Origin of the sequence: Devosia ginsengisoli (genome assembly GCF_007859655.1) — a bacterium.
In the GTDB taxonomy this organism is placed as follows: domain Bacteria; phylum Pseudomonadota; class Alphaproteobacteria; order Rhizobiales; family Devosiaceae; genus Devosia; species Devosia ginsengisoli.
This window is the reverse complement of the sequence record NZ_CP042304.1, coordinates 3,374,154-3,398,411: the sequence shown is the minus strand read 5'-3', so window position 1 is coordinate 3,398,411 and position 24,258 is coordinate 3,374,154. Positions and strand designations below refer to the sequence as shown.

General features: G+C 64.3%; 27 protein-coding genes and 1 pseudogene. 12 read left to right on the top strand and 16 right to left on the bottom strand.

Going from position 1 to position 24,258, the window contains the following annotated elements; genetic code table 11:
• Positions 1-59: 59 nt before the first annotated feature.
• Complete coding sequence (locus FPZ08_RS16675) at positions 60-1,103, bottom strand: LacI family DNA-binding transcriptional regulator (RefSeq protein ID WP_246132684.1); 1,044 nt, start codon at positions 1,101-1,103, stop codon at positions 60-62.
• A gap of 119 nt (positions 1,104-1,222) precedes the next feature.
• Here FPZ08_RS16675 and FPZ08_RS16670 point away from each other — a divergent pair, with 119 nt between their 5' ends.
• The 3 genes from FPZ08_RS16670 (at position 1,223) to FPZ08_RS16660 (ending at position 4,189) form a co-directional block, all read left to right on the top strand.
• Positions 1,223-2,233, top strand: a complete 1,011-nt coding sequence (locus FPZ08_RS16670) for an aldose epimerase family protein (protein ID WP_146291066.1) — start codon at positions 1,223-1,225, stop codon at positions 2,231-2,233.
• A 66-nt stretch (positions 2,234-2,299) separates the two neighbouring features.
• Complete coding sequence (locus FPZ08_RS16665; protein WP_146291064.1) at positions 2,300-3,415, top strand: epoxide hydrolase family protein; 1,116 nt, start codon at positions 2,300-2,302, stop codon at positions 3,413-3,415.
• Positions 3,416-3,478: 63 nt separating this feature from the next.
• Entirely contained in the window at positions 3,479-4,189 is a 711-nt protein-coding gene (locus tag FPZ08_RS16660; protein WP_146291062.1) for a helix-turn-helix transcriptional regulator, read from the top strand.
• A gap of 113 nt (positions 4,190-4,302) precedes the next feature.
• Here FPZ08_RS16660 and FPZ08_RS16655 read toward each other — a convergent pair whose 3' ends face one another.
• Complete coding sequence (locus tag FPZ08_RS16655) at positions 4,303-5,712, bottom strand: helix-turn-helix domain-containing protein (protein ID WP_146291060.1); 1,410 nt, start codon at positions 5,710-5,712, stop codon at positions 4,303-4,305.
• Between the two features lie 153 nt (positions 5,713-5,865).
• Here FPZ08_RS16655 and FPZ08_RS16650 point away from each other — a divergent pair, with 153 nt between their 5' ends.
• Together FPZ08_RS16650 and aceA are read left to right on the top strand one after the other, a co-directional pair.
• Positions 5,866-6,093: a hypothetical protein gene (locus tag FPZ08_RS16650; RefSeq protein WP_146291058.1), complete on the top strand. Its 228-nt coding sequence runs from the start codon at positions 5,866-5,868 to the stop codon at positions 6,091-6,093.
• 235 nt (positions 6,094-6,328) lie between these two features.
• Positions 6,329-7,612 carry an isocitrate lyase gene (aceA, locus tag FPZ08_RS16645; protein WP_146291056.1) on the top strand — a complete coding sequence of 428 codons (1,284 nt, stop codon included), beginning with the start codon at positions 6,329-6,331 and terminating at the stop codon, positions 7,610-7,612.
• A 149-nt stretch (positions 7,613-7,761) separates the two neighbouring features.
• On the opposite strand, the gene FPZ08_RS16640 is transcribed toward aceA, so the two are convergent.
• The gene (locus FPZ08_RS16640) at positions 7,762-8,394 is read right to left on the bottom strand and encodes a DUF1294 domain-containing protein (protein ID WP_146291054.1); all 633 of its coding nucleotides are present in this window, start codon (positions 8,392-8,394) and stop codon (positions 7,762-7,764) included.
• A gap of 137 nt (positions 8,395-8,531) precedes the next feature.
• On the opposite strand from FPZ08_RS16640, the gene cfa reads away from it, so the two are divergent.
• Positions 8,532-9,650, top strand: coding sequence for a cyclopropane fatty acyl phospholipid synthase (cfa, locus tag FPZ08_RS16635; RefSeq protein WP_146291052.1), 1,119 nt, complete (start codon positions 8,532-8,534; stop codon positions 9,648-9,650).
• 49 nt (positions 9,651-9,699) lie between these two features.
• Here the strand turns inward: cfa and FPZ08_RS16630 are convergent, their stop codons facing one another.
• Positions 9,700-11,223: a YifB family Mg chelatase-like AAA ATPase gene (locus tag FPZ08_RS16630; protein WP_146291050.1), complete on the bottom strand. Its 1,524-nt coding sequence runs from the start codon at positions 11,221-11,223 to the stop codon at positions 9,700-9,702.
• 182 nt (positions 11,224-11,405) lie between these two features.
• Between FPZ08_RS16630 and FPZ08_RS16625 the strand changes: the two genes are divergently transcribed.
• On the top strand, positions 11,406-12,245 hold the full coding sequence (locus tag FPZ08_RS16625; RefSeq protein ID WP_146291048.1) for a glycoside hydrolase family 25 protein: 840 nt from the start codon (positions 11,406-11,408) through the stop codon (positions 12,243-12,245).
• Positions 12,246-12,260: 15 nt separating this feature from the next.
• Here the strand turns inward: FPZ08_RS16625 and FPZ08_RS16620 are convergent, their stop codons facing one another.
• Positions 12,261-12,692: a GreA/GreB family elongation factor gene (locus FPZ08_RS16620; protein ID WP_146291046.1), complete on the bottom strand. Its 432-nt coding sequence runs from the start codon at positions 12,690-12,692 to the stop codon at positions 12,261-12,263.
• Positions 12,693-12,761: 69 nt separating this feature from the next.
• On the bottom strand, positions 12,762-12,968 hold the full coding sequence (locus FPZ08_RS16615) for a hypothetical protein (protein WP_146291044.1): 207 nt from the start codon (positions 12,966-12,968) through the stop codon (positions 12,762-12,764).
• A 351-nt stretch (positions 12,969-13,319) separates the two neighbouring features.
• On the opposite strand from FPZ08_RS16615, the gene FPZ08_RS22665 reads away from it, so the two are divergent.
• Positions 13,320-13,442, top strand: a complete 123-nt coding sequence (locus FPZ08_RS22665) for a hypothetical protein (RefSeq protein WP_267911659.1) — start codon at positions 13,320-13,322, stop codon at positions 13,440-13,442.
• A gap of 295 nt (positions 13,443-13,737) precedes the next feature.
• Here FPZ08_RS22665 and FPZ08_RS22660 read toward each other — a convergent pair whose 3' ends face one another.
• The 6 genes from FPZ08_RS22660 to rsmI form a co-directional block, all read right to left on the bottom strand.
• Positions 13,738-13,971, bottom strand: coding sequence for a MarC family protein (locus FPZ08_RS22660; protein WP_210246823.1), 234 nt, complete (start codon positions 13,969-13,971; stop codon positions 13,738-13,740).
• A complete protein-coding gene (locus FPZ08_RS22655; protein ID WP_210246822.1) occupies positions 13,968-14,375 on the bottom strand; it encodes a MarC family protein in 408 nt (135 codons plus the stop codon). The genes FPZ08_RS22660 and FPZ08_RS22655 overlap by 4 nt, the downstream gene beginning before the upstream one ends.
• Positions 14,376-14,440: 65 nt before the next feature.
• Complete coding sequence (locus tag FPZ08_RS16605) at positions 14,441-14,821, bottom strand: hypothetical protein (protein WP_146291042.1); 381 nt, start codon at positions 14,819-14,821, stop codon at positions 14,441-14,443.
• Entirely contained in the window at positions 14,821-15,771 is a 951-nt protein-coding gene (gshB, locus tag FPZ08_RS16600; protein ID WP_146291040.1) for a glutathione synthase, read from the bottom strand. The genes FPZ08_RS16605 and gshB overlap by 1 nt, the downstream gene beginning before the upstream one ends.
• 7 nt (positions 15,772-15,778) lie before the next feature.
• Positions 15,779-16,168: a YraN family protein gene (locus FPZ08_RS16595; protein WP_146291039.1), complete on the bottom strand. Its 390-nt coding sequence runs from the start codon at positions 16,166-16,168 to the stop codon at positions 15,779-15,781.
• Positions 16,137-17,024: a 16S rRNA (cytidine(1402)-2'-O)-methyltransferase gene (gene rsmI, locus FPZ08_RS16590; protein WP_146291037.1), complete on the bottom strand. Its 888-nt coding sequence runs from the start codon at positions 17,022-17,024 to the stop codon at positions 16,137-16,139. Before rsmI ends, FPZ08_RS16595 begins: the two co-directional genes overlap by 32 nt.
• Before the next feature lie 75 nt (positions 17,025-17,099).
• Between rsmI and FPZ08_RS16585 the strand changes: the two genes are divergently transcribed.
• Positions 17,100-18,314, top strand: a complete 1,215-nt coding sequence (locus FPZ08_RS16585; RefSeq protein ID WP_146291035.1) for a penicillin-binding protein activator — start codon at positions 17,100-17,102, stop codon at positions 18,312-18,314.
• Positions 18,315-18,357: 43 nt separating this feature from the next.
• The gene (locus FPZ08_RS16580) at positions 18,358-19,164 is read left to right on the top strand and encodes an MBL fold metallo-hydrolase (RefSeq protein WP_146291033.1); all 807 of its coding nucleotides are present in this window, start codon (positions 18,358-18,360) and stop codon (positions 19,162-19,164) included.
• 285 nt (positions 19,165-19,449) lie between these two features.
• Here FPZ08_RS16580 and hemW read toward each other — a convergent pair.
• The 4 genes and pseudogenes from hemW to rph all read right to left on the bottom strand — a co-directional run bounded on the left by hemW (position 19,450) and on the right by rph (position 22,305).
• Positions 19,450-20,603, bottom strand: a pseudogene (gene hemW, locus FPZ08_RS16575) (radical SAM family heme chaperone HemW).
• A gap of 168 nt (positions 20,604-20,771) precedes the next feature.
• Positions 20,772-21,416 (bottom strand): non-canonical purine NTP pyrophosphatase, encoded by a 645-nt coding sequence (locus FPZ08_RS16570; RefSeq protein WP_146291032.1) that lies wholly within the window; start codon positions 21,414-21,416, stop codon positions 20,772-20,774.
• Complete coding sequence (locus FPZ08_RS16565; protein ID WP_146291031.1) at positions 21,413-21,592, bottom strand: hypothetical protein; 180 nt, start codon at positions 21,590-21,592, stop codon at positions 21,413-21,415. Before FPZ08_RS16565 ends, FPZ08_RS16570 begins: the two co-directional genes overlap by 4 nt.
• Complete coding sequence (gene rph / locus FPZ08_RS16560; protein ID WP_146291030.1) at positions 21,589-22,305, bottom strand: ribonuclease PH; 717 nt, start codon at positions 22,303-22,305, stop codon at positions 21,589-21,591. Before rph ends, FPZ08_RS16565 begins: the two co-directional genes overlap by 4 nt.
• Positions 22,306-22,445: 140 nt before the next feature.
• On the opposite strand from rph, the gene hrcA reads away from it, so the two are divergent.
• Together hrcA and grpE are read left to right on the top strand one after the other, a co-directional pair.
• Positions 22,446-23,522 (top strand): heat-inducible transcriptional repressor HrcA, encoded by a 1,077-nt coding sequence (gene hrcA, locus FPZ08_RS16555; protein ID WP_146291029.1) that lies wholly within the window; start codon positions 22,446-22,448, stop codon positions 23,520-23,522.
• A 76-nt stretch (positions 23,523-23,598) separates the two neighbouring features.
• Positions 23,599-24,177 carry a nucleotide exchange factor GrpE gene (gene grpE, locus FPZ08_RS16550; RefSeq protein ID WP_186767055.1) on the top strand — a complete coding sequence of 193 codons (579 nt, stop codon included), beginning with the start codon at positions 23,599-23,601 and terminating at the stop codon, positions 24,175-24,177.
• Positions 24,178-24,258 lie beyond the last annotated feature (81 nt).

Sequence of the window (24,258 nt, the reverse complement as noted above, 5' to 3'; positions counted from 1 at the left end):
TCATCGGAACGTCCTCCCGGCCCGTTTTCGGGCCACGCCTGTGTGATGAGTGGCGCTTCTTAGCGTAGATTGTCGCGCAGGAAAATCCCGATTTCAATGGGGTCGGTCAGCGCCTGCCCATTGCCCCCCAAAGCCAGGCTGCGCGCCGCGGCAATGGCCTCGCGGATTTCGCCATCGGGGTTCTGGTCCAGCACCACATCGATGGCGCCCGAATGCAGGCCCCGCCGCGTCGGCTCGGTCAGTTCGTGGGCGATGACGCGGATGGTGCCTGATCGGCTCGAGGCCTCCAGCGCCGCAACCAGACCGGCATTGCCGGCGCCGAGATTGTAGAGGCCGGCCAGATCGCCATGGCGTTCCAGCAGCTCGGCAACGATGGCCTGGGTTTCGCTGCGTTCGTCATGGCCTTCGATGGGGCCGATAAGGTCAATGGCGGGGAATTCGGCAGCCAAGCCGGCGCGGAAACCGGCCAGTCGGTCGGCATGGTCGCGCAGATGCAGCGAGCCGGCGATGACGGCCACCTTGCCGCCCTGAGGCAGGAAGCGGCCCATCAGCGATGCGGCAGTGCGGCCGGCGGCTTCATTGTCGATGCCGATGAAATGTCGGCGCTGCGTGCCGGGCAGGTCGGAGACCAGCGTCATCACCACGATGCCGCGCCGCGTGGCGCCATCGACCGCCGCCTGCACGGAAGGCTCTTCGCCGGCGACGATGACGGCGCAGTCGCAATGCCTGATATCGAGGGCGTCGAGGCTCCGTGCCAAAGCATGGGCGTCCAGCGCCTTGATGCGATGGGTTTCGATATGCATGCGGTCGGTCAGGGCCGGACCGGCCCGCCGCTCCACCGCCTCGGCCAAGCTCGCCATGAATTCGTTGGAGCCATCGGGAATGATGAAAGTGAGCTTGAGGTCGCGGGCGCGCGCCAGCAGCGACGCGCCAAGATCGCGCTGGAAGCCGATCTCGGCAATAGCCGCCTCGACCTTTTCGGCGGTGGCGGCGCGGACGCCCGGACGGCCATTGAGCACGCGATCGACCGTGGCGAGGGAAACGCCGGCGGCCCGCGCCACATCATGCACCGTTGCCCGGCGCCGCAACCCGATCTCGTTCACCCGAGGGTCCCCTTATGCTCGGGCGAAGGATCGTCAGGCCGTGGCAAAACGTCAAGTGCATCGTTGCAGGCGGGCGAGAAAGCAGGCTAAACGTGGCCCGCAATTTCAGGGGACGGCTCATGGGTATCGCGGTAACGGCGTTCGGCGCGTTTGGGGACAAAAGGGTGGATCAGTTCCGCCTGGTCAGCGATACCGGCGTTACCGTCGACCTCATTTCCTATGGCGTGGTGGTGCGCGACTGGCGCGTGCCGGTGGCGGGCGGCGAGCGCTCGGTGGTGCTCGGGTTCGACAATTTCGATGCCTATGTCGCGCATAGCCCGCATTTCGGCTCGCTGGCCGGGCGCGTGGCCAACCGCATCAAGGGCGCCTCGTTCGAGCTCAACGGCAAGACCTACAAGCTGGCGGCCAATGCCGGCGATTTGCAGTTGCATGGCGGCGAGGAAGGCCTGGGCCGGCAGGTGTGGGACGGGCAGGTGGACGAGGCCAACAATGCCGTGCGCTTCACCCATTTTTCGCCCGATGGCGCCATGGGCTATCCCGGCAATGTCAATTTCTCGGCGACCTATACCTTGCGGGGCAACCGCCTGCGGCTGGAGCTGAGCGCCACGACCGACCAGCCCACGCCGATCAGCCTGGTGCAGCACCAGTATTTCAACCTGGGCACAGGGGCCGATGTGCTGGATCACACGATCCAGGTCAATTCTTCGGCCTATACCGAGCTGGGCGCGGACCTGGCGCCGACCGGGGCCATCCTGCCGTCGCGGGGCACGGCCTATGACCTGCGCATGCCGCGCAGCATGCGCGACGCGGCGGGCAAGCCGGTCGACTACGATATCGGCATGGCGCTCGATACCGGCCGCAGCAATGCTGACCCGATCGCCACAGTGGTCTCGCCAGACAAGGATCTGACGCTGAAGCTGTGGAGCGATCGGCCGGGCGTGCAGGTCTATAATGGCGTGTGGACCGACATCCCGGTGCCGGGCCTCAATGGCAGGACCTATGGCAAGCATTCCGGCTTCTGCCTCGAGGACCAGGCCTTTGCCGATGCGGTGCATAATCCGCATTTCCCCAATGTGATCCATTCGCCTGAACGGCCCTATCGCCACTGGTGCGAGTTCGAAATCGCCTGATTCGCTGCTGACGCGACCTGTCAGGGCCTGAATGCATTGTCTCTCCAATGACCCTGGAGAGACAGCATGACTCCCTTCACCATCGCGATAGCAGATGCCGAGCTGGCCGACCTCAAGGCGCGGCTGGCCGCGACCCGCTTTCCCCGCACGCTGGACGGCGTCGGCTGGGACTATGGCACCGAGGATGGCTTCCTGCGCCGCTTCGTCGCCTATTGGGGCGAGCAGTATGACTGGCGCGCCGCGGAAGCCCGGCTCAATGCTTTCCCGCAATTCATCGAGGAGATCGACGGCGAGAGCGTGCATTTCGTGCATGTGCGAGGCCGGGGCGAGAGTAACGTGCCACTGCTGCTGACCAATGGCTGGCCGAGCAATTTCGTCGAATTACTGCCGCTGGTGCCGCTGCTAACCGAGCCGGTCGATGGCGTGGCCTTCGATGTGGTCATTCCCTCGCTGCCCGGCTACGGCTTTTCCGGCCAGCCGACGAAACCGGGCATGAATCTGAGCCAGGTCGCGCCGCTCTGGGCCGAGTTGATGACGCGGCTCAACTATCCAAAATTCCTGATCTCGGGCTCGGATATGGGCGCGGGGGCCGAAATGGCGCTGGTGCGGCAATTTCCCGAGCGGCTGATCGGGGCGCATTACGTCAATGTCTATTCCGGCTTTCCGCGACCCGAACAGCCGACGCCGGAGGAGCAGGCCTATTTCGGCACGGCGGACTATTGGGCCTTTGCCGAGGGCGCCTATGCCATGATCCAGGGCACCAAGCCGGCCACTTTAGCCGTGGGGCTCAACGATTCCCCGGCGGGGCTGGCCAGCTGGGTGCTCGAAAAATACCAGAAATGGGGCGATACCGGCGGCGACGTGCTCAATGCCTTCGAGCTGGACGATCTCTGCACGATCCTGTCGGTCTATTGGTTCACCCAGACCATCGGCTCCTCGGTGCGGCTCTACAAGGAGGCCTTTGCCGACACAGAACTGCCCAAAAAGGCGCCGAAACATGCCGTTCCCCATGCCGTGCTGCTGCCGCCGACCGACAATCCGGCGCCGCGGGCCTGGGGTGAGCGGCATTTGTGGAACATCGTGCGCTGGACGGAACTGCCCTGCGGCGGGCATTTTCCGGCGCTCGAAATCCCCGAGACGCTGGCCCATGACATCCGTGCGTTCCATGGCCAGATCGCGTAGCGACAGCGCGCTTGGCTCCGGGGCGGGAATCTGGCATCCAGACCGGCCAGGGGAGAACGAAACATGGACAAAACCGAGCGCCTGTTTGCCGTCATGGATGCCTTGCGGCGGCACAGACGGCCCGTTACGGCAGCAGCTTTGGCCGAGGAACAGGGCGTTTCCGTGCGTACGCTCTATCGCGACGTGCAGACGCTTATCGGGCTGGGCGCACCCATCGATGGCGAAGCGGGGGTGGGCTATATGCTGAAACCCGGCTTCTTCCTGCCGCCGCTGATGTTCACGCCCGAAGAGCTGGAAGCGCTGGTGCTGGGCGCGCGCTGGGTCGGCGCGCAGCCCGATGACGGGCTGGGCCATGCCGCTCAGAATGCCCTTGCCAAGATCGCCACGGCCTCGCCCGAGGATTTGCGCGACCGCATCAACGATACCGGGCTCTGGCCCGTCGCGGTGTGGAGCGCCAATTCGCGGCAGCCCATGCCTGTTCTCGGCCAGGTGCGGCAGGCCATGCGCACGGAAAAGGCGCTGCAGATTTCTTACGCGGACGAGAACGGCAATCCGAGCGAGCGCGCCATCTGGCCGGTACAACTGGCCTATTACGAGGGCAAGCAGGTGATTGCCGCCTGGTGCTGCCTGCGCACCGCCTTCCGCAATTTCCGCACCGATCGCATTGTCGAACTGACGATAACCGACGCGCGCTATGGCAAGCGGCGCGCCGTGCTGGAACGGGAATGGCGCGACAGTTGGCAGCACGATCCGCGCTGGCAGGGCGGCGCTTAGAAAGTCGCGATCCTTCAGTAGACCTCATCCTGAGCCTGTCGAAGGACGAGGTCGTGGCAAGATCAGTGTGTCCGACCTCGTGGTTCGACGGGCTCACCATGAGGTCTCAATGATTAAGCCATCCGCGCATAGAGGCTTTCCGGCCTGACATCATCGTCCAGCCGGAAACGATGATCGGCCGGGGGATGGGCGCGCTGGCCGCATTCGAGCCGCGGACAGATGCGGCAGCCGACGCCGACCGGCACGAGCTGGCTGTCGCCCGTCAGGTCCATGCCGTCGGAATAGATCATTTCCCGCGCATGGTGGATCGAGCAGCCCAGGCCGATGGACATGTAGCGGCGGGGCGCATTGTAGCGATGATCGCCCTTGGCGATAGTGCGGGCGATGCAGAAATAGCGCTGGCCATCGGGCATCTGGGAAAGCTGGATATTGATGCGCTCCGGGCTGAGGAAAGCCGAATAGACATTCCAGCGCGGGCAGGCGCCGGAATGGCGCGGAATATGAATGCCGGACAGCGAGAAGCGCTTACTGATATTGCCGGCAATATCGGTGCGCACCAGATGCAGCGGAATGCCGGAGGCGCCCTTGCGCTGCAAGGTGGTCATGCGGTGGCAGACCTGCTCGAAACTGGCGCCGAAGCGGCGCGCGATACGCTCGATATCGTAGCGATAATCGCGGCAGGCGCGCAGGAAGGGCTCATAGGGCATGATGAGCGCGGCGGCGAAATAGGCCGAGAGCACATTGCGCGCCAAAGCCGGTGCATCGCCTTCGGGCAGGGTGGAATCCGCAATAATGGCGGCAATCTCGCTGCCGGCAGCCAATTGGCCGAGCTGGTGGGCGATGAGGAACAGGGCCGATTCAGCCGGCAGGATATCGGACACCAGCAGGTGGCTGCGCCGCTGGTCGAACTGGCGGGCAATGCCATGGGGCAGGGAGGCCAGCCGCACATCCACGCCGAAGACATTGAACAGATAGGTCCGCAGGCCGAAGTCGAAATTGTCGCCGCTATGGTCGATATCGGCACGGACGCGCTCGGCCGCCGCTTCCAGATCAGGGAAGTGGTTGGCGTTTTCCTGCAGGAAATCGGAAATCGCATCGGTGGCGAGGTGGAAGGGCTCGGCTTCATCAGCGGCAACCGGCGCCGGACCGGATTTAGCCACCAGCCGATAGCGGTCATAGAGCTTGAGAATAGCGCGGGCGGCGGCCGGATTGGCATGGGCCAGGTCGCGGATTTCCAGATTGGTCACGTCGCTATCGGCAAACAGGTCATCGCCGAAGGCTTCCATCAGGTCGCCGACCAGCCTTCCTTCGTCGCCATCAACCAGCTCACCCGGCTCGACGCCGAAATGACCGGCGATGGAGAACAGCAGGGGCACGGTGACCTTGCGCCGGTTATGTTCGATGAGATTGAGATAGCTGGCGGAAATGCCCAAAGCCTGGGCCAGGTCGGCCTGGGCGATCTTCTTCTGCCGCCGCAGCCGCTTGATGCGGCCGCCGATCTGCATGTCCTTGACATCGTTCATGCGTCCTCCTCCGGCACTTCTTGACAGACTTTACAAATCCGCCATGGAAACTTGACCACACCTTTACAGCTTTACTGGCCGCTATGCGCTTATTTCTTGCATCTTCCGGGCATTTGTCAAATCTTTACATCAGACAAGTGAGGAGACTTTCGGATGAGCCCGTCCAGCAGCGAACGCGAGGAATACCTGACCATCATCGCCCCCACGGCGGGCGAAGCCATGGCGCAGTTCAAGGCACGCCACCTTGACGAACAGGGCTATGCCATTGCCGGAAAGATCGGCCGGCACCAGTTTTCGCTGGTCGGCGGCGAGGGCAGTACGGAACTGTTCGCCGGCAGCGGCATGATCGCCGCCACTTTCAGCCGGAAGGTCCTGGGGTAGTTGGGCCTTCTCCCTCTCCCCTTGAGGGAGAGGGACGACCTGACGCGTTCAGCGGAAGGTCAGGGTGAGGGGTGCTGCGTTCGCCCATGCTTGATGGTTGCGGAAGCAACCCCTCATCCGGCCTTCGGCCACCTTCTCCCTCAAGGGGAGAAGGGAAAAGAACTTGTTCCACGTGAATCATCGAAATCCGCCGCTCCACCGGACCGGCGAAGCCATGTCCCAAGGAGGAGACACCATGCTCGACAAGCCGATTTTCCCGACGCCCGATTATGCGCCCGACCGGTGGCGCAATATTGCCCGCACCTATAGCCAGGCCGATGTGGCGCGGCTGTCCGGTTCGCTGCCTGTTCGCCATACGCTGGCCGAGAACGGCGCCAAGCGGCTGTGGGAGCTCCTGCAGAGCGAAGATTTCGTGCCGACGCTTGGCACGTTTACCGGCAACCAGGCGGTGCAGCAGGTCAAGGCCGGGCTCAAGGCCATCTATCTCAGTGGCTGGCAGGTGGCGGCCGATGCCAATTCGTCGGGCAATATGTATCCCGACCAGAGCCTTTATCCGGTCGACAGCGTGCCATCGGTGGTCAAGCGGATCAACAAGGCCCTGCAGCGGGCCGACCAGATCCAGACCATGGAACAGGCCGACGGCATTGCTACGACTGATCTCGATTTCTTCGTGCCCATTATCGCCGATGCCGAGGCCGGCTTTGGCGGGGCACTCAACGTCTTCGAGCTGATGAAGGCCATGATCGAAGCGGGTGCCGCCGCGGTGCATTTCGAGGACCAGTTGGCCTCGGAGAAGAAATGCGGCCATCTGGGGGGCAAGGTGCTGGTGCCGACCAGCCAGTTCATCCGCACGCTCAATGCGGCGCGGTTGGCTGCCGACGTGATGGGCGTGCCGACGCTGATCATGGCGCGTACCGATGCCGAAGCGGCGCGGCTCATCACCTCCGATATCGACGATTATGATGCGCCTTTCGTCACTGGCGAGCGCACGGCCGAGGGGTTTTATCGGCTCAAGGGCGGGATCGACGCGGCCATTGCCCGCGGCATCGCCTATGCACCCTATGCCGACCTGATCTGGTGCGAAACCAGTACGCCTGATCTGGCCGAAGCCAAGAAGTTTGCCGAGGCGGTGCGCAAGGTCCATCCCGAGCAGATGCTGGCCTATAATTGCTCGCCCAGCTTCAACTGGGCCAAGCATATGGACGAGGCTGCCATGGCCAGTTTCCAGCGTGAAATCGCGGCCATGGGCTACAAATACCAGTTCATCACGCTGGCCGGCTTCCACAATCTCAGCCTGACCACGTTCGAACTGGCCCGCGCCTACAAGACGGACGGCATGGCCGGCTATTCCAGGCTGCAACAGGCCGAATTCGCCGCCGAGACGCATGGCTTTTCGGCGGTGCGCCACCAGCGCGAAGTGGGCACCAGCTATTTCGACGCCGTGTCGCTGGCGGTGAGCGAAGGCAAGAGCGCCACGACCGCCATGGGCGAGAGCACGGAGACGGCGCAGTTCCACTGACTATCCATGGGAATCGCCCACCCGCGATGTCATCCCGGCGAAAGCGGGGCTATCCCAGGATCGTGCCTCAACCACGATCTCAGGATGGACCCCGGCTCAGGGCCGGGGTGACATCGTGGGTGTGGCGACTGCAGTGAAAATGGACGGATCTAGCCAGCAGGCAGCAGCACGCCAAACCAGCCGAAGGTCAAGGCGGCCAGCGCCAGCGTGTGAACCAATGCGATAGCCCAGGTGGTGGCGACGAAGCGCGGCTTGACCGTCTTGTGGCGATAGACTTCCTGCGCGGCCAGGCCCCCGATAATGCCGAAGGCCATGTCCACCACATGGAGGTTATTCTCGCTGACGCGGTACTTGCCGGTCAGCGCATAGAGCTTGTCGAAGCGATAGAGCAAGGCCGAGCCGGCGCCCATGGCGGCATAGAGCAGGCCGATCCATTGCGGCGCCCGTTCGCTGCCGATGGCGCCGAGGATCAGCAGGGTCATCAATGTGGCCGCGGCGGTGCGCAGGCCCAGCTTGAAGCGGGAGACATTATCCGGCGCCTGCTTGACGTCGCGCAGGGTGGCCTGGGGCGCGGATGTGGTCGCGGTGATGCTGACGTCGATGGCAGAGGGACGGCCCTTGCGGCCGCTGGCGATCTCGAAGCTCAGTTGATCGCCGATGCGGGGCCGGTTGCCGCCTGCGACCTTGGAAATGTGGACGTAATAGTCCCGGCCGGCGTCATCCCGCACAAAGCCATAGCCGCCCTTGTTATTCCACTGAACCAGTTCGCCCGATCTGCGCATCACTATCCTGCCGGCATGTCAGCATGACCAATATGCCGCCTTCGTTAACGGGTCCTGATCGCGCGAAATAAGTGGTTGATCGTCAAACGACGATGGAGGTAACCTGTCTCGTATTGCGATCAAATCATGCTGCCGCCATGTCCGCATCCGCCAAGCGTTTCGTCACCAGCCAGTTGAACAATATCGGTGTCACCCTCAACGGCACCGATCCATGGGACCCGCAGATCCATGACGATCGCCTGTGGGCGCGCCTGCTGCGCGATGGCACGCTGGGGCTGGGCGAGAGCTACATGGATGGCTGGTGGGACGCCGAGGCGCTCGACCAGTTCCTGTTCCGCCTGATCAGCGCCAATGTGCAGGACGCTTTTCCCAAGGATCTCGCCGTCATGTGGAGCGTGGTCAAGGGGCGCCTGCTCAACCTGCAGCGCCTGCATGTAACCGAGGTGGGCGAGAAGCATTACGATATCGGCAACGATCTCTATGCCGCCATGCTCGACCGGCGGATGATCTATTCCTGCGGCTATTGGAAGGATGCCAAGGATCTCGACGCGGCGCAGGAGGCCAAGCTGGACCTGATCTGCCGCAAGGTCGGCCTGGCGCCCGGCATGCGCATTCTCGATATCGGCTCGGGCTGGGGCGGCTTTTTGCAATTCGCCGCCGAACGCTATGGCGTGTCGGGACTGGGCGTCACCGTCAGCAAGGAGCAGGCGGCTCTGGCCAATGAGCGGACCAAAGACCTGCCGGTCGAGACGCGGTTGCTCGACTATCAGGCGCTGGACGGACAGTTCGACCGCATCATCTCGATCGGCATGTTCGAGCATGTCGGCTACAAGAATTACCGCGCCTATTTCGAGAAGGCCGCCAGCCTGCTCAAGCCGGACGGACTTTTCCTGCTGCACAGCATTGGCGGGCACACTTCCACCACGCATGGCGACCCGTGGAGCGAAAAGTATATTTTCCCCAATGGCATGCTGCCTTCCATCGCCCAGATCGGCAAAGCCATCGAGGGCTTGTTCGTGATGGAGGACTGGCACAATTTCGGCGCCGATTATGACCGCACGCTGATGGCGTGGCGCGACCGGTTCGACGCCGCCTGGCCCGGCCTGCAGGGCGAGAAATACGACGCGCGGTTCCAGCGCATGTGGCGCTACTATCTCAGCACCTTCGCCGCGCTGTTCCGCGCCCGCCATATCAGCCTGTGGCAGGTGGTGCTATCGCCCAGCGGCGTAGCGGGCGGCTATCAGAGCATCCGCTGACGGATTCACGTGAAACACTTATCCACAGGCTTATGCACAGGGCACCGGGCTAGGTCGTGCCGAAATTGAGCCGATAGCTCAGGGCTTCGGCGATATGAGGACGGGCTACACGTTCCGCGCCGGCCAGGTCGGCCAGGGTGCGGGCGACCTTGAGCACGCGGTGATAGGCGCGGGCCGAGAGGTTAAAGCGCTCGGCGGCCTGTAGCAGCAAAGCCTGGCTTTCCTTGTCGGGATTGACCACTTTTTCGATCAGCGTGGCGCTGGCCGCAGCATTGGTGAAGACGTCAGGAGCGCCGTGTTCGGCAAAACGCTGACGCTGATATGCGCGGGCCCGGGCGACCCGCTCGGCCACCGCAGCCGAACTTTCAGCCACCGCCGATGGCGCGATCATGTCGGCGGCGGTAACCGCCGGCACGTCGATGCGGATATCGATGCGGTCGAGGAAGGGGCCGGAGACGCGGGACTGATAATCGTCAGCACAGGCCTTGCCGCGCCGGCAGGTATGGCCGGGCGTGCCAGCCATGCCGCATTTGCAAGGATTCATCGCGGCGATGAGCTGAACGCGGCTGGGATAGCTGACCCGCGCATTGGCGCGGGCGATGACGGTTTCGCCGGATTCCAGCGGTTGCCGCAGGCTGTCGAGCACGCTGGGGGCGAATTCGGGCAGTTCGTCGAGGAACAATACGCCATTGTGGGCCAGGCTGACTTCGCCCGGCCGCACCCGCAGGCCACCGCCGACCAAAGCCGCCATGGAGGCGGAATGGTGTGGCGCGCGAAAAGGTCGGCGATCGGAAATGGCGCCGCCCGCCAATTCGCCGGCAATGGACTGGATCATCGAAATATCGAGCAGCTCGCGCGGTTCGAGCGGCGGCAGGATGGAGGGCAGGCGCGCCGCCAGCATGGATTTACCCGCGCCGGGTGGGCCGACCATCAGCATATTGTGGCCTCCGGCCGCCGCCACTTCCAGCGCCCGGCGCGCCACCTGCTGACCGCGCACGTCTGCAAGATCAGGCAGGCCGCCCTGCGGCAGGTATTTGCTGGGCACGGGCCGGGCAGCGAGCTGGTGGCCGGTCAGGTGATTGGCAATCGCCAGCAAGCTTTCGGCGGCGACGATATCGAGCCCGTCGCCGGCCCAGGCGGCTTCGGCGCCCGAGGGTTCGGCGCAGATCAGGCCGAGGTCGCGCGCCTGTGCGGCGATGGCGGCCGGCAATATGCCGCCGACATGGGCCAGGCGCCCGTCGAGCCCCAGTTCGCCCAGTGCCAGATAGCCATCGAGCGCATCCTGCGGAATGGCGCCGATGGCGGCCATGACGCCCAGCGCGATGGGCAGGTCGTAATGGCTGCCCTCCTTGGGGAGATCGGCCGGCGCCAGATTGACGGTGATGCGCTTGGGCGGCAGGCCGAGGCCCGAGGCGACCAAAGCAGCACGGACGCGCTCGCCCGATTCATTGACCGCCTTGTCGGGCAGGCCGACCAGGATGAATTTCGGGAAGCCGGGCGTGATCTGCACCTGCACATCGACCGGCACCGCCTCGATGCCCTGAAACGCCACTGTCGCTACGCGGGTGACCATCGCCCAATGCCCCAAGCCCTCGGGCGAGCTTAGCAAAGCGAATGGCGGAGAACAAGAACGTAAAGCGAACGAATTATGGCCTGTTAACCACGCCGCTTGCCACACTGGTAAACCTAATCCGGCGTTAACCGGGCCATGTTGAATCAAAGGCTCAGTTTCGTCATGCGTAGAGTTCTGGCCCGATGCTTCTCAGCCGACCTTTTCCCTCGTTTTCCGCGATCGCAAAGGGCGCTGCTACGGCCATGCTGGCGGCGCTGCTGGTAGCCTGTTCGTCGGGCGGCGGGCTTTATGGCCCCATCCAGGGCGACAACCGACCCCATTCGGGCGTGGACCGCGCGCGCAATATGCCGATCCAGGGGATCGACGTGGCGCGCTACCAGGAAAACGTCGATTTCCGCACGGCCTTCCAGTCCGGCATCCACTTCGTCTTCATGAAGGCGACCGAGGGCAAGGACTATCTCGACCCCAATTTCCGTACCAATTGGGTGCGGGCGCGCGATGCCGGCATGCCGCGCGGCGCCTATCACTTCATGACCTGGTGCTCGCTGGCCTCGGAACAGGCAGCCTGGTTCGTGCAGAATGTGCCGAACGATTTCGATGCGCTGCCGCCGGTGCTCGACCTCGAATGGAACAATCATTCGAGCTGCAAGACCAAGCCCAGCCGCGCCGATGCGCTGGAAAAAATCCGCTACATGCTCGACGCGATGGAGCACCATACCGGCAAGCTCCCCATCATCTATACCGACATGACCTTCCACCGCGACATCCTGCAGGGCGAGTACTTCCCCAATGCCTTCTGGCTGCGCTCCACGGCTGCCGAGCCGCATGAGCGCTATGGCAATCGCGTCTGGACCTTCTGGCAGTGGACGCAGACCGGCGTGGTGCGTGGCGTGCGCGGCGAGGTGGATCGCAACGCTTTCTACGGCAACCAGAATGACTGGATCACCTTCCTGCTGACCGGGTGCGATCCACGCGCCATCGCCTCGCTGGGGCCGACGGGACGCTGCCAGTCGGCCAAATAGCGGCAAGGAAACGCTCTATTGCCCGCGCCACATCCGGGCACGGCCATAGTCGACGATTTCGGCATCGGCCTCCGGCTGGTAGAGCACCGAGCTGACGGTGACGGGACCCAGCTCCGCGTCATAGGTAAATTCCTGCTCGTCGCGCATGCCCAGCAGGGCCAGGCCATAGAGCGAGCGCAGCGAGACGGTCTGCCCGATGATTTCACGGGCCGCCCCGAGCACCAGCTTGTGCTCCAGCCAGCGGCCATCGCCGACGCGATAGCGCACCTGGCTGTTCATGGTGACCACGCCCGGGTCGATCTGGTCGGATTCGACGATATCGGCCTGCACCAGCTTGTGCCGCAGCAGGTCGAAATAGCCGCGCTCTCCGGAAGGCCGCGCCATGGCGATGCCGCGCAGAATGGCATAGTCCCGATCGGTCATGACGAACTGGGGCAAGTCCGACATTGTGTTGAAGCTCCTTGTCAGAATGAGAGGGAAAGAAGGGGCGCCGGGCCGGGGCACGGCGCCTGATGGTCAGGGCTTGGACGAGCCCAGAGCGGTGAGGATGCGGGCGCGATCGTCGAGCGCGCGCAGACGGATGGTCATGGTTTCGGTCTTGATTGGGGTCTGCGGGGGCAGGCGATATTCAAGGCCCGGCAGGGTCGTATCGGCCCAATCGGTGAAGCGCTTCAGCTTGTGGCTGCCGCTGATGGGAAGGGTGAGGGAATATTTGAACGTCATGGTGATTTGTCCGAGCACGCGCATCGCCGCAGGCTGGCTTCGATGGGAAGCAAACCGCAGGCGATGACAGGTCACCCGCTTGCGCGGGTTTAGGGATCAGCGGGGAATGGAGAGATTAGCCTGGCCCGGCCTCTGCAAAAGCAGGTCGCCGAACCAGGTCAAACGCCTCGAAGGAGGCGAAACCGGTGATGCGGGCGTTGATCGGAAAAAGATGCGCACATGCCTGCTATCAAAGCAGAACCCGGCGGAAAGTCAAATCGGGCGCGGTGCCGCGGTTCGGCTTGCCAGTCTCAGAGGGCAGGAATAGCTTTTGCCCGTTACGAACCGGGCGGATGCCCCCAGGAGGATGGAATGGCAAAAGGTCAGATGCGGAGCAACAAGGAAGCCAAGAAGCCCAAGAAGGACAAGCTGGCCGCCGCCAAGCCGGTGACGGGCCTGGGCGCCGGCAGCGCAGGCAATACCGCCAAGAAATAAGATCTGTCACGAATCTGGAAGTGGGCGGCCGGCTGATGCGGGCCGCCTTTGTTTTCCGCTAGACCGCGGTGGCCTCGATGGGCAGCAGCAATTCGGAGCGGGCGACGGTGGTCTGGGCCGAGCTGGCGGCCAGCATGGCCAGGATCATCAGGGCGATTGCGGTGGCGACACGCATGAAATCAGGTCCTCGGACGGAGGGTTCTGATTCATTCAGATGCGCCCGCCAGCTCTCGTGGTCAACGACAGCGTTAAGACTTGATTAACATGGCAATTTTACGAAATTGCGACGCGAATTTCAGGCGGCGCCACCGAGCAAGCCACTGGTCCTGACACCGTCGAAAACGAACTGCACCGCCAGGGCCGCCAGCAGGATGCCGACCATGCGCGACACCACGGCAAGGCCGGTGACGCCGAGCAGCCGCTGGATGGGAATGGCGACCAGCAGCGTCAGCCAGGCCAGGAACAGGATCACCACGACAGCGACCAGCACGGCCCAGAATTCGAGGTCGGTCTTGGTGCCCGTGGTCAAAGGATGACGGCGCTGATAGCGCCGGGACCGGCCAATAGCGGCATGGCCAGCGGGAAGACGGCGATATCGTCGCGCTGGCGGGCCTCGACCTCTTCCTCGTCGGTCGTGCCGGTGCCGCCCGAATGGCGGGCGAACACCATGTCGATGGCGATGAGGAACAGCAGCAGGCCACCGGCTGTGCGCAAAGCCGGAATGGTGATGCCGAAGACTTCGAGGATGGGATTCCCCAGCACCCCGAACAGCAGCAGGATCACCCCGGCAATGATGACGCCGCGCGTGGCGAAGACAAAGCGTTGCCTGGCCGTATTGTGCTTGGTGAGCGCCGCGAAGATGAAGGCGATATCGGCCACGCCCACCGTGGCGAACAGGGTCGCGAAAGCGACGAGAAAGGTGGTGGTGGGCATGATGCTGGTCCCCTCAAGACAGGTATAGACCTAGCGGTTTCACCGGGCTTTGCCCACCCCCGGCATCACAGCATGCGGGCGCCGGCCGCCAGGCCGGCCAGCAGCGCCAGCGCCGCGCCGTCGATCCAGCCGCGGGAGCGGGTGAGCCAGGCGGGGCGGGGCTTGCTCGTGGGCAGGAAGCGCAATAGCCAGACGGCGCCATAAAGCACCCAGACGGCGAAGAAGGCGACCATGAGCAGGTCGGCCCAGCCGGAGCGATTGAAGCCGACCATGATGCGGGTCACCCCGGCGCCGGCGAGGATGGAGAGCAGGTAGACGGCCAGCACAATGGCTGATTTCTGCCAATAGGCGGCCGTCAGGCGTGGATCGACCGGCAGGTTCCTGCGCCAGCGGCGGAACAGGAACCAGCCAACCGCACCGAGAATCGCCGTGACCAGCAGATACATCAGGCGCGGCGCTTTTCGATGGCGTCCCAGATCATCACGGCAATGTCAGGCCCGCCGAAGCGCTTGATTTCGCGGATGCCGGTGGGGGAGGTGACATTGATTTCGGTGAGATAGTCGCCGATGACGTCGATGCCGACGAAGATCATGTCACGCTCTTTCAGCGCGGGCGCGATAGTGGCGCAGATTTCCTTCTCGCGCTCGGTCAGCGGCGACAGTTCCGGGCGGCCGCCGACATGCATGTTGCTCCGCGCTTCGCCTTCGGCGGGGATGCGGTTGAGGCCGGCCACCGGCTCGCCATCGATAATGATGATGCGCTTGTCGCCCTTCCGCACATCCGGCAGGTATTTCTGGATCATGAAGGGTTCGCGGTAATTGTTCTCGAACAGTTCGAGCAGGCTCACCAGGTTGTGGTCGCCCTCCTGGATGAAGAACACGCCGGCCCCGCCATTGCCGTAGAGCGGCTTGACGATGATGTTGCCGTGTTCCTTGCGGAAATCGTGGATCATCGCCCGGTCGCGCGTCACCAGGGTCGGTGGCATCAGCTCGGGGAAGTCGGTGACGAGGATCTTTTCCGGCGCATTGCGCACGGCGGCCGGCGGATTGACCACCAGGGTTTTCGGATGCAGGCGCTCGAGCAGGTGGGTGAGCGTGATATAGTTCATGTCGAAGGGCGGATCCTGGCGCATATGGATCACGTCCTGGGTCGACAGGTCGACCCGGCTTTCTTCGCCCAGCGTGAAATGCTCGCCCTTGGGCTTGTCGAAGACCTCGATGGGCGCGGCCAGCGCCGAGACGACATTGCCGCGCAGAGCCAGCGTATCGGGCGTGTAATGCAGCAATTGGTGGCCGCGCGCCTGGGCTTCCAGCATCATGGCGAAGGTGGAATCGCCGCGCGGGTTGATCGTGGCGACATGGTCCATCTGGACCGCGACTTTGAGTTTTTTGGCCATTTAGGTCTCAGGAGGAAGCGTCGAAGGCGTTGATGACATGGCGCGGCCATCGGCCGGGTGCAAGGAAAATTACGTCAAAACGGAGGTTCGTGCCCGCCTTGGCAGGATGGTGCGCCAGCCAATATTGCGCGGCGCGGGTGATGCGGGAGCGGTTGACCGCCTCCAGTGCCTCCATTTCCCGCGCGGCCACGCTGCGCGCCTTGACCTCGATGAAGACGGTGGTGCCGAAGCGCTCTGCGATGAGATCGATCTCTCCGACTGGGGTTTTGCAGCGGCGCTGGACGATGCGGTAGAGCTTGAGGCGCAGGAACCAGGCGGCCAGCGCCTCGCCGCGATGGCCGCCGAGATAAGCCTCGATACGGGCTTTACTTTTCGGCTTTGAGGGCGAGGGCGGCATCATAGACCTCCTTGCGCTTGAGTCCGAAATTTTTGGTCACTTCGTCGACTGCCGCGCGCAGAGGCTGGTTCTCCATCGCCGCAGTCAGCGCCGCCTGCCAGTCGGCCGCGTCGGGCGCGGCGGGGGCATCGGCGCCGGCCACGACGATGACCGCTTCGCCCTTGGTTTCGGCTCCGGCGAAGGTGGCGGCGAGTTCGGGCAAGGTGCCGCGATGGACGCGCTCGAAGCGCTTGGTCAGCTCCAAAGCCACGGCGGCCTGCCGGTTGCCCCAGAGTTCGGCCATGGCGGCCAGCGTATCGTCGAGACGGCGGGGGCTTTCGTAGAAGACCATGGTTTCACGTGAATCGCTCAGCGCCTTCAAGGCATTGGCGCGGGCGCCCGCCTTGGGCGGCAGGAAGCCGTGAAAGGCAAAGGCGTCGGTGGGCAGGCCCGCGACGACCAAAGCCGAGAGAAGCGCCGAGGCGCCGGGAATGGGGAAGACCGGCTGGTTCGCTTCGGCCATGGCGCGAATCAGGGGGAAGCCGGGATCTGACAGCAGGGGGGTGCCGGCGTCGGAGATGAGGGCTATGGCCTGGCCGGCCGCGACGCGGGCGACGATGTCGTCGGCCTTGGCGCGTTCATTGTGTTCGTGCAGGGCCACGCGGCGGGCCTTGATGCCATAGTGATCGAGCAGGCGGGCCGACATTCTTGTGTCTTCACAAAGAATTACCGAGGCGGCGGCCAGGGTTTCGAGGGCGCGGATGGTGATGTCGCGCAGGTTGCCGATCGGGGTGGCGACGACATAGAGGCCGGGCGAAAGCGGGGGCGCGGTGAAGGCGGAGCCGGCGATGAAATAGCCTTGCGTGGGGTCGGTCATGCTTTCACGGGGTTGAGAATTGGTTAGCACTTTGCTGCCAATTGTTAACAGACTGCTAGCGTTGAGAGGCCCGACATGCGGAAGCTCGGGAAAGTCATAGCACGGGGGTTGGGCGCGGTGGGCGTCTTTGCGCTTGCCGCCTGTTCGCCCATTCAGATCGGCTCGCGCGTGCTCGACTTCGGTGGGGATGCGCCCGCCCAACCCATTCCCGGCCAGACCGGCATGATGCCATCAGGCCCGTCCCAGAGCATTGGCCGCGGGCCGGTGCAGGTGGCGCTGCTGCTGCCGCTGACCGGCGATCCGGGATTGGCGCAGGTGGGGCAGTCATTGGCCAATGCCAGCCGGCTGGCCATGAGCTTTATCGAGGCCAATCCCAATATCGCCGAGAATATCACCATCAGCCTGCGCGATACAGGCAGCACGGTGGCCGGGGCGACGGCGGCGGCCAATGCGGCTTTGGCCGGCGGAGCCAAGCTGATCCTGGGACCGCTCAAGGCCGATGCGGTGACGGCGGTGGGCGCGGTGGCGCGCTCGAGCGGCGTGCCGGTCATCGGCTTTTCCAACAATCCGACCGCGGCGAGCCCGGGCGTGTACCTGCTGAGCGTTTTGCCCGACATGGAGATGAAGCGCTCGCTGAACTGGGTCAAGCAACAGGGCAGACGCGGCAATGCCGGGGTGTTCCCTTCCACCGATTTCGGGCAGGCGCAGCAGACCGCGTTCCGCCAGCAGGCCGTGATCGCCGGCTTTGCACCATCGGCGGTCTATACATTCTCCAATGTCAGCGAAGCCAAGCAGATCATCGACCAGGCGCTGCCGCAAATCCAGAAGGGCATGATCGATACGCTCTACCTGCCTGACCGCGCGACGGCGCCGAGCTTTGGCGCATTGCTGGCGCAGGCGGGCATCACCAATGAGATGGTGCAGATCGTCGGCTCGGCGGACTGGGAGGGCGACCCGGCCATTGCCGGCGCGACCCAGCTCAGCGGCGCCATCTATCCTGCGGTCGATCCGGCCGGCATGATGGCGATATCAGGCGACTACCAGCGCCAGTTCGGCGGCCAGCCGCATGCGCTCGCCACTATCGCCTATACGGCTGTCATCCTCGCCAATGTGAACACGCTGTCCATGGCGACACCGCCCTATAATCCCGTGCTGATGACATCAGCGCAGGGCTTCAACGGCCGCGACGGGGTGTTCCGTTTCCTCGGCAATGGGCGGGCCGAATATGCGCTGGCGATCAAGAAAATCGCACCGGGCGGCGCGCAGATGGTGGAGGGCGCGGGGCTTTAGGTCATCGCAGCGCGGACGTAAGGTGGCTCCAAAGGAGCCCGCCATGACGATCTGGATCTGCAAGACCTGCGGCGCGCAGCATGCGCCGAGCGCCAATTCGCCCGACCATTGCGCCATCTGCGAGGATGAGCGGCAATATGTCGGCGCCGCCGGGCAGGAATGGATCGACCGCGATACCATCAATGCCACGCACGCCAATGACTGGCGCGAGATCGAGCCGGGGCTGTCAGGTATCGGCCTGACACCGACGATCGGCATCGGCCAGCGCGCTTTGCTGGTGCAGACGCCTGACGGCAATGTGCTGTGGGACTGCGTGCCGATGGTCGATGGCAAGACCGTCGACAAGATCAGGGCGCTGGGCGGGCTCTCGGCCATCACATTCTCGCATCCGCATTTCTATACCGGCATGGTGGAGTGGAGCGAAGCCCTGGGCGGCGTGCCGATCAAGCTGCCCGAGGCGGACCTGGACAATGTGATGCGGCCGAGTTCGCTGATCGAGCCGTGGAGCGGGGATGTGCTGGAGGTGCTGCCCGGCGTGACTGTGCATCGGCTGGGTGGGCATTTTACCGGCAGCAGCGTGCTGGAATGGGCCGCTGGTGCCGGCGGCAAGGGGGCGATCCTGGTCGGCGATACGATCCAGGTGGCGCCCGACCCGAACTGGGTGAGCTTCATGCGCTCCTATCCCAACATGATCCCGCTGCCGGCGCGCGAGGTACGGCGCATTGCCGACCGGGCGGCGGCTTTGCGCTTCGACCGCATCTATGGCGGCTGGTGGGACCGGGTGGTGCAGGCCAATGGCCAGGATGTCGTGGCGCGGTCGGCAGCGCGGTATGTCAGGGCGCTGGATTAGGGGCTCTTTCCAGAGTGTTCTCAGGCTTCTGTGGCTCCCGTCACCCCACCCTCAATCCCTCCCCATCAAGGGGAGGGAGGCGCCAGCGCTGAGGCCGGTGTTCATCGTCTCCCTCCCCCTTGTGGGGAGGGATCAAGGGTGGGGGGTGTCGGGCCCGCCACGACTTCGATGCCAGATGAAGCCCCGACACCCCCTCCCCAGCTTTGCCAAGGCCCTGCGGGCCAGGCGGCGCTACCCTCCCCTCAAGGGGGAGGGGTGGGCTGGAGCCGAGGCATCAGGTTGAGGTTAGGCCGCCAAATCCGCGACCACGGCATCGAGCACCGGGAAGCCCTTGTCGGTGACGCGGAGATTGCCGTTGGGCAGGCTTTCGACGAAGCCGTAGCCTTTGAGGGCTTCGATCTGGGTCTTGGAAATCTGGCGGCCGGAAATGGCGGTGAAGCGGGCGGGGAGATGCCTTCTTTGAGGCGCAGGCCCATGACGAGGAATTCGTCGCCCTGCTCTTCCCAGGTGAGGACATCGTCCACCACCATGCCATGACCTGAAGCCTTGACCCTTTTCTGCCAGTCGAAGGGCATTTTTTCGGCGGCGGTGGCGTGGCGCTGGTTGTTGATCATGAGGCGGCCATGCGCGCCGGGGCCGATGCCGGCATATTCGCCATAGCGCCAATAGAGCATGTTGTGCCGCGACTCCTGGCCGGGGCGGGCGTGGTTGGAAATCTCGTATGCGGGCAGGCCGGCCGCTGAGGTCAGCTCCTGCGTCATTTCGTAGAAATCGGCCGCCAGGTCTTCGTTGGGCATTTTGAGCTTGCCGGCCTGGTGCAGGTCGAAATAGCGCGTGCCCTGCTCGATGGTGAGCTGGTAGAGGCTGATATGGCCCTGGGCCAGCCAGAGGCCTTCCTTGAGCTCGTCTTCCCAATCTTCCAGCGTCTGTTTCGGACGGGCATAGATCAGGTCGAAGCTGGAGCGCTCGAAGACCGACTGGGCGATGCGCACGGCCGCGATGGCTTCATCCACCGTGTGGCGGCGACCCAGTTCGGCCAGCGGCCCTTCGCGCAGGGACTGCACGCCGAGCGAGACGCGGTTGACGCCGGCAGCGCGATAGCCCTTGAAGCGATCGACCTCGACGCTGGTCGGATTGGCCTCCAGCGTGATTTCGGCATTGCGGTCCATCGTCCAGTGCCTGGCGATGGCGTCGAGAATCCGGCCGGTGGATTGCGGGTTCATCAGCGACGGGGTGCCGCCGCCAAAGAAGACCGACTGCACGACGCGGCCCGGCGCCAGTTCGGCGGCCGTGGCGATTTCACGCTCATAGGCGGCGACATAGTCGATCTCGTCGAAGGGGCCGCGATGGACGTGGGAATTGAAGTCGCAATAGGGGCATTTGGATGCGCAGAACGGCCAATGCACGTAGACGCCAAAGAGGTCGTTGGGATTGGTCATGGGCCTTCACCGAACGAATCCCCCTCCCCCTTGAGGGGAGGGGTTAGGGGTGGGGGTGTCGCGGCCGCCCCATGCGCCATGCCGGTGGAGGTTCCGACACCCCCACCCTCGGTCCCTCCCCTCAAGGGGGAGGGAGGCGCAAAAGCCGCCGCTCCAATGACACCCAGCTCACCGCTCAATCTGACCCTCCACGAATTTGGCGAAGGAGCGAGCGCGATGGCTCAGGCCCTGCTGGCCGGGGGACCAGGAATGCTTCATTTCCGGCGGCATCTGGCCGAAGGTGATGTCATAGCCATCGGGCATGAACATGGGATCGTAGCCATGACCACGCTCACCGCGCGGCGGCCAGACCAGGGTGCCGGGGCAGACGCCGTGATAGATCACGTCGCGGCCATCGGGATGGGCGAGGCAGAGCGTGGCGTTGAAGGCAGCGCGGCGGCGCGAGGGCTCGGTGGCATTGGCCGCCTGCAAGGCATCTTCGACGCGCTTCATGGCGCGGTTGAAATCGCGCGGCACGCCGGCCCAGTCGGCGGTATAGACGCCGGGATCGCCGTTGAGCGCGTCGACGCAGAGGCCGGAATCGTCACTCAGCGCCAGCATGCCGGAGGCCTGGGCGGCGGCATGCGCCTTGAGGCGGGCGTTTTCGGCAAAGGTAGTGCCGGTTTCCTCGGGCTCGGGCAGGCCGAGTTCGCCGGCCGAGACCAGTTCAAGGCCAAAGGGCTCGAACAGTTCCTGGAATTCCTTGAGCTTGCCGGCATTGTGGGTGGCCAGGACGAGGCGGTCGCCTTCGCGGAGTTTTGGAATGGCGGTCATTTGGCGCCTCGCGGCTTGGCATCGAGGGCGCGGGTGATGTCGTTCCAGATGGCACAGGTGGGGGCGGGCGTCCGGGAGACCTCACCCTGAGCCTGTCGAAGGGCGAGGTCGGCCTGCCGCGGTGCCACGACCTCGTGGTTCGACAGGCTCACCATGAGGTCTACTCGTTTCTTCATGCTTCCAGCGCCGCCTGTTGCATCAGGGTCAGTTCGCCGATGCCGGACTCGGCCAGGGCCATGAGTGAATTCAGCTCGTCACGCGAAAACGGCACCTGCTCGGCCGTGCCCTGGATTTCGACGAATTTGCCGGAACCGGTCATGACGAAATTGGCGTCGGTATGGGCTTCGACATCTTCGAGATAGTCGAGATCGAGCACCGGGGCGCCGCGATAGATGCCGCAGGAGACGGCGGCGACCGAATCGCGCAAGGCCGCGCCCTTGGTCAGCTTGCGCTCGTCCATCCATTTGATGGCGTCGGCCAAAGCGACATAGGCGCCCGTGATCGAGGCGGTGCGGGTGCCGCCATCGGCTTCGAGCACGTCGCAATCGACGGTGATCTGGTTTTCGCCCAGAAGCTGCATATCGACTACGGCGCGCAGGCTGCGGCCGATGAGGCGCTGGATTTCCTGGGTGCGGCCGCTTTGCTTGCCGGCCGTGGCTTCGCGGCGGGTGCGCGAGCCGGTGGCGCGGGGCAGCATGCCATATTCGGCGGTGACCCAGCCCTGGCCCTTGCCGCGCAGCCAGCCGGGCAGGCTGGTCTCGACCGAGGCGGTGACGAGCACCTTGGTATTGCCGAAGCTGACGAGGCAGGAGCCCTCCGCCTTCTGGGCGACATTGCGCTCGATGGTCACGGGGCGCATCTGGTTGGGCTCACGTCCGGAAGGGCGCATCGGGTATCCGTCAGAAATTGCAGTTAACCGCCTCTTAACCCTACGCGGCCCGCCTCACAAGCGGCGGCGGCTTGGCTGATGGCTGCAATGCGCTTAAATGAGGGAGCACGGTTAAAGCGGACGATTTTATCGAACTCCCTATGGTCAGGCCCCCGGAAGACTTCCTGAGCGTGCTCAATGCCCGCAGCCAGGACATTTTCAAGAAGATCGTCGAGCGGTATCTGGACACCGGATCGCCGGTGGGATCGCGCGACCTTTCCCGCATGCTGCAGGTGGGGCTCTCGCCGGCCTCGGTGCGCAATGTGATGGCCGATCTCGAGGATCTCGGGCTGATCGCGGCGCCGCATACTTCGGCCGGACGAGCGCCGACGCAGGAAGGCTTGCGGTTTTTCGTCGATGCCATGCTCGAAGTGGGCGCGGTCAATGAAAGCGAGCGCAGCCAGATCGCCCAGAGCATCGAGGGGCAGCATCGCGGGCAGGTGGAGGATGTGCTCACCGAGGCCAGCCAGTTGCTGAGCGGGCTGAGCCAGGGCGCGGGCGTGGTCATTGCCAGCAAGGCCGACATCATCTTGCGGCATATCGAATTCGTGCGGCTCGACGCGACGCGGGCCATGGCCATTCTCGTCGGGCAGGACGGACAGGTGGAAAACCGCATCATGGATATTCCGCCCGGGCTTACCGCTTCGGCGCTGACCCAGGCGGGCAATTACCTGGCGCGCCATGTGGTGGGCCGCACCATTGCCGAGGCGCGCAAGGCGCTGGCCGCATTGCGCGCCGAGCAGCGGGCCGAGCTGGACGAATTGACGCAGAAGCTGGTGGATGCCGGCATTGCCACGCTGGCGCAGGCCTCGCCGGCCAGCCAACCGACGGTGATCGTGCGCGGAAGGGCCAACCTCATCAATGACGCCATGGCGAGCGACGACCTGCTGCGCATGCGGCAGCTATTCGATGAGCTGGAAAGCAAGGACGGGCTGCTGGACCTGCTGGGCGACGCGGAAAAGGCCGAGGGGGTGCGCATCTTCATCGGCAGCGAGAACAAGCTGTTTTCGCTGTCGGGATCTTCGGTGATCCTTTCGCCATACAAGGATGCCAATGACAAGGTGGTGGGCGTATTGGGGGTGATCGGGCCGACGCGGCTCAACTATGCGCGCATCGTGCCGGTGGTGGATTATACCGCCAATGTGATCAGCGCGATGATGGCGCGGAAGCGGCCCTAGGTCGCGTCAGGCTTGAAAAGACCGGCCATTTGGCCGATATCCGGCACAAATCTCAAACTTGCGGAACAGAACAATGATGAGCGACGAGAACGCCGCCCCGGACGAAAACCCTGAAGTCGAAAATCCGGCCGAGCCGGAGATCGACCCCGTCGAGGCGCTGCGAGCCGAGAATGCCGAACTCAAGGACCGGGTGCTGCGGACCATTGCCGAGATGGAAAACCTGCGCAAGCGCACCGAGCGCGACGTCAACGACACGCGCAGCTACGCCATTTCCGGCTTTGCCCGCGACATGCTGAGCGCCACCGATGCGCTGAGCCGTGCCTTGGTCATGCTGCCGGCGGAGGCGCGCGAAAACGGCGACGCCACGACCAAGAGCCTGATCGAGGGCATCGAGCTGGCCGAACGCGAAATGCAGCGCCTGCTGGCCAAACATGGCGTGACGCCGATCGAAGCCGAGGGGCAGAAATTCGATCCCCACAAGCACCAGGCCATGTTCGAAGTGCCCGATCCCAGCAAGCCCGAGGGCACTGTCGTGCAGGTGGTGCAGGCCGGGTTTGCCATCGGCGACCGCGTCTTGCGCCCGGCCATGGTCGGCGTCGCCAAGGGCGGCCCGAGCCATGCCCCGGTGGACGAAGCCGTGGACAAGAGCGCTTAGGGGTTTCGCCCGAGCGTTTCACGTGAATCCCCGCGCGAGCGGGGATTTTTCGTTTTGGGGTACTGTGCCACGCCCTCGTGG